We start from the raw sequence: 2,269 nt of genomic DNA, 5'->3' as shown, positions 1-2,269 counted from the left end.
CGGCAATGACACACCGGAAACTGACTAAAGGAGCGACACGATGAAAGAACCGTATACCGCCGCCACGCTGGCGGCCACGCAGTCAGAAATCCCGGGCCTGACGCCGGGCCTGGCAGAAAGCCTGGCGACCCTGACGGAGCTGGGAAAGCACCGTCTCAGCGCCCGCGAGGAGCACGAGCACCTGCGGCTCACACTGCACGACATGGCGCAGCAGATTGCGGACACCGTGCAGGACAGCGCGCTGCCGCTGTCCTCGTTTCGCGCGTGGATTATGGCTAGCCATATCGTGCACGCGCAGTTCGGCAGCCGGGGTGAGGTGATCTGGGGGCGGGCGAGCGGCGCACTGGCGGCTCGCCTGACGGATATCAGCCTCCGCATGGAGCCCGACGACACACAGACGTAAAAAAGGCAGGGTTGCCCCTGCCTTCTCAACGGTCGCCAGACGCAACTGGCGACCTCTTCAAAACCAACACTAGAGGTGTAGTTATGAATTTTGACCCGCAAATCGTCGCACAGGCGCAGGCGTTTGTAAAAGGCTTTAACAGCGGTCGCGGCGTGCGCGTCCCGAAAATGACGTTCAGCAGCTGGCCGCACTTCATGCGCGCCGTGCGTCAGCAGCTGGAGGTACAGTCATGAGCGTACAAAACACCCTGTCCCTGGCCGGTGCGCAGTCACCGGTATCACATGAGGATATCGCCCGCGTACTGGGGCGGTACTGCCTGATCCGCCTCGACAACGGGGCCGAATCCTTCTGGCACAACGGGCACTACGTCTGCGAGGCAGACGGCGCGTTCGCCGAGGCTGGGGTGGCAGACATCGCCCGGCTTGCCGCGCGGGCGGGCGGTCAGTCGCTGCGCCATGCTGAGCTGCCGGTCCCGGACGGGGAGTGGTGCTGGTCTGATATCGCAGAACGGCTGGCCCGCAGCGCGCTCACCGAAACGGTGCGCGCGTCCGGCATCGTGACCGGATGCGAAACGCCGCAGGGCCGGGGCGTGCATTTCTGCGACCATCCGCTGCTCAGCGGTGACAACTCGAACCTGTGGTTTCCGGTCGGCAGCGGGGAAAGCTGGTTTGAGGCGGTAGAGCGCATCCTCACCATGAACGGGCTGGCGGAAAATCTGGTGAAGCTGACGCCGCTGCGTGATGGTGAGTACATTGACTGGAAAGCCACCTGGAATCGCCGGGTAATCATCTGATGCCGCAGGGCCGGGCTGACCGGCCCTGATCACCCAGACTGAGAGGAATAAATTATGCAGAACACCACGACTTCTCCGATGGCTGACGACACGATGACGTTTGCTGACCTCGCCTGCCTGGCGTACCAGAACGCAGACGGGGTGCCGTCTGAAGCGGACAACGCTGGCCGGGCAGGTGCCGCCGCCGCCGCGCTTGTCACCTTTGCCCGCTGCACCGGCCTCGATACCGATGAAGAACCGGCCGCCACCGCCGTGGTGGATTTACTGGCTGACCTGATGCACCTGTGTGGCGGAACGGGCATGCCGTTCTGTGAGCTGCTGGTTTCGGCTGCGCAGCATTACGGGTGCGAAGCGGACATGTGAGCAGGGCCGCGCAGCATAACCCCAGGGGGCCGTCCGGCCCCGGATAAAAGCCGGTGCTGACGCACCGGCCTGTCTCCTTCGCGGGCACATATGCAGGCGTAATATCGCGCCGCAGTCTGAACCGCTCCCTCTGTTGTCGCTTTTGTTTTCATCGCTGGCCGGGTGTTGTCCGGCACTGAGCAGGATACAGAGCGTCATAAACGATCACGCCCTTTTGTTTCTTTTCTTCAGGCCGGAATGTCCTGTCCCGCGAGGTAAAAAGCTGTCGCACCGGGCGTCCGGGCGGCTGTCATGCTGCGCACAGAGCCGGCACGCCGTCTCTGCCCGGGCCCGTTCCGGGCCAGCGGGTTTCCATCCTGACGCAACCCCTGCAACCGGCTGTCGCCGGTGCGTTCACCGGGCGCGCTGCGCCCTTTAATGCCGCCACGCCGTTCCGTCGTGTCGGGTGTGTTCATACCCGTTTTCGCGCGCGGCGGGCCTGTTCCGGTCAGTCCAGGCGCGGAGGGCTGGTCGTAGCACCGTCATTCGTCAGCTGCAAGGGTGAAATGCACGCCTGCGGCGCCCTTGCACCCGCCGCCTGCCGTTGCTCTTTTGCCCTTCGCCGCGACTGGATCGACCGAAACATGACAACCCACCTGAGCAGGAGAAATGCCATGAACACACACAACGTCAACGTCAAAACCGCCACGCCAGAATCTCCCAAAACATGG

At 63.6% G+C, this 2,269-nt stretch carries 5 protein-coding genes; 4 read left to right on the top strand and 1 reads right to left on the bottom strand.

Annotated elements, in window-relative coordinates:
- The first annotated feature begins 40 nt into the window (after window positions 1-40).
- The 4 genes from CBW22_RS24680 to CBW22_RS26185 all read left to right on the top strand — a co-directional run bounded on the left by CBW22_RS24680 (window position 41) and on the right by CBW22_RS26185 (window position 1,559).
- A complete protein-coding gene (locus CBW22_RS24680) occupies window positions 41-403 on the top strand; it encodes a hypothetical protein (protein ID WP_088518131.1) in 363 nt (120 codons plus the stop codon).
- An 83-nt stretch (window positions 404-486) separates the two neighbouring features.
- On the top strand, window positions 487-636 hold the full coding sequence (locus CBW22_RS24675) for a succinate dehydrogenase flavoprotein subunit (RefSeq protein WP_088518130.1): 150 nt from the start codon (window positions 487-489) through the stop codon (window positions 634-636).
- A complete protein-coding gene (locus tag CBW22_RS24670; protein WP_088518129.1) occupies window positions 633-1,196 on the top strand; it encodes a hypothetical protein in 564 nt (187 codons plus the stop codon). Before CBW22_RS24675 ends, CBW22_RS24670 begins: the two co-directional genes overlap by 4 nt.
- 54 nt (window positions 1,197-1,250) lie before the next feature.
- On the top strand, window positions 1,251-1,559 hold the full coding sequence (locus tag CBW22_RS26185) for a hypothetical protein (protein WP_141097370.1): 309 nt from the start codon (window positions 1,251-1,253) through the stop codon (window positions 1,557-1,559).
- A 521-nt stretch (window positions 1,560-2,080) separates the two neighbouring features.
- Here CBW22_RS26185 and CBW22_RS26565 read toward each other — a convergent pair.
- On the bottom strand, window positions 2,081-2,269 hold a 189-nt coding region (locus tag CBW22_RS26565; protein ID WP_217899541.1), incomplete at its 5' end, for a hypothetical protein.

Origin of the sequence: Pantoea sp. VS1 (assembly GCF_002207995.1) — a bacterium.
Classification (GTDB): Bacteria; Pseudomonadota; Gammaproteobacteria; order Enterobacterales; family Enterobacteriaceae; genus Pantoea; species Pantoea dispersa.
The sequence above is the reverse complement of the archived record's forward strand: the minus strand, read 5'-3'. Positions and strand labels throughout refer to the sequence as shown.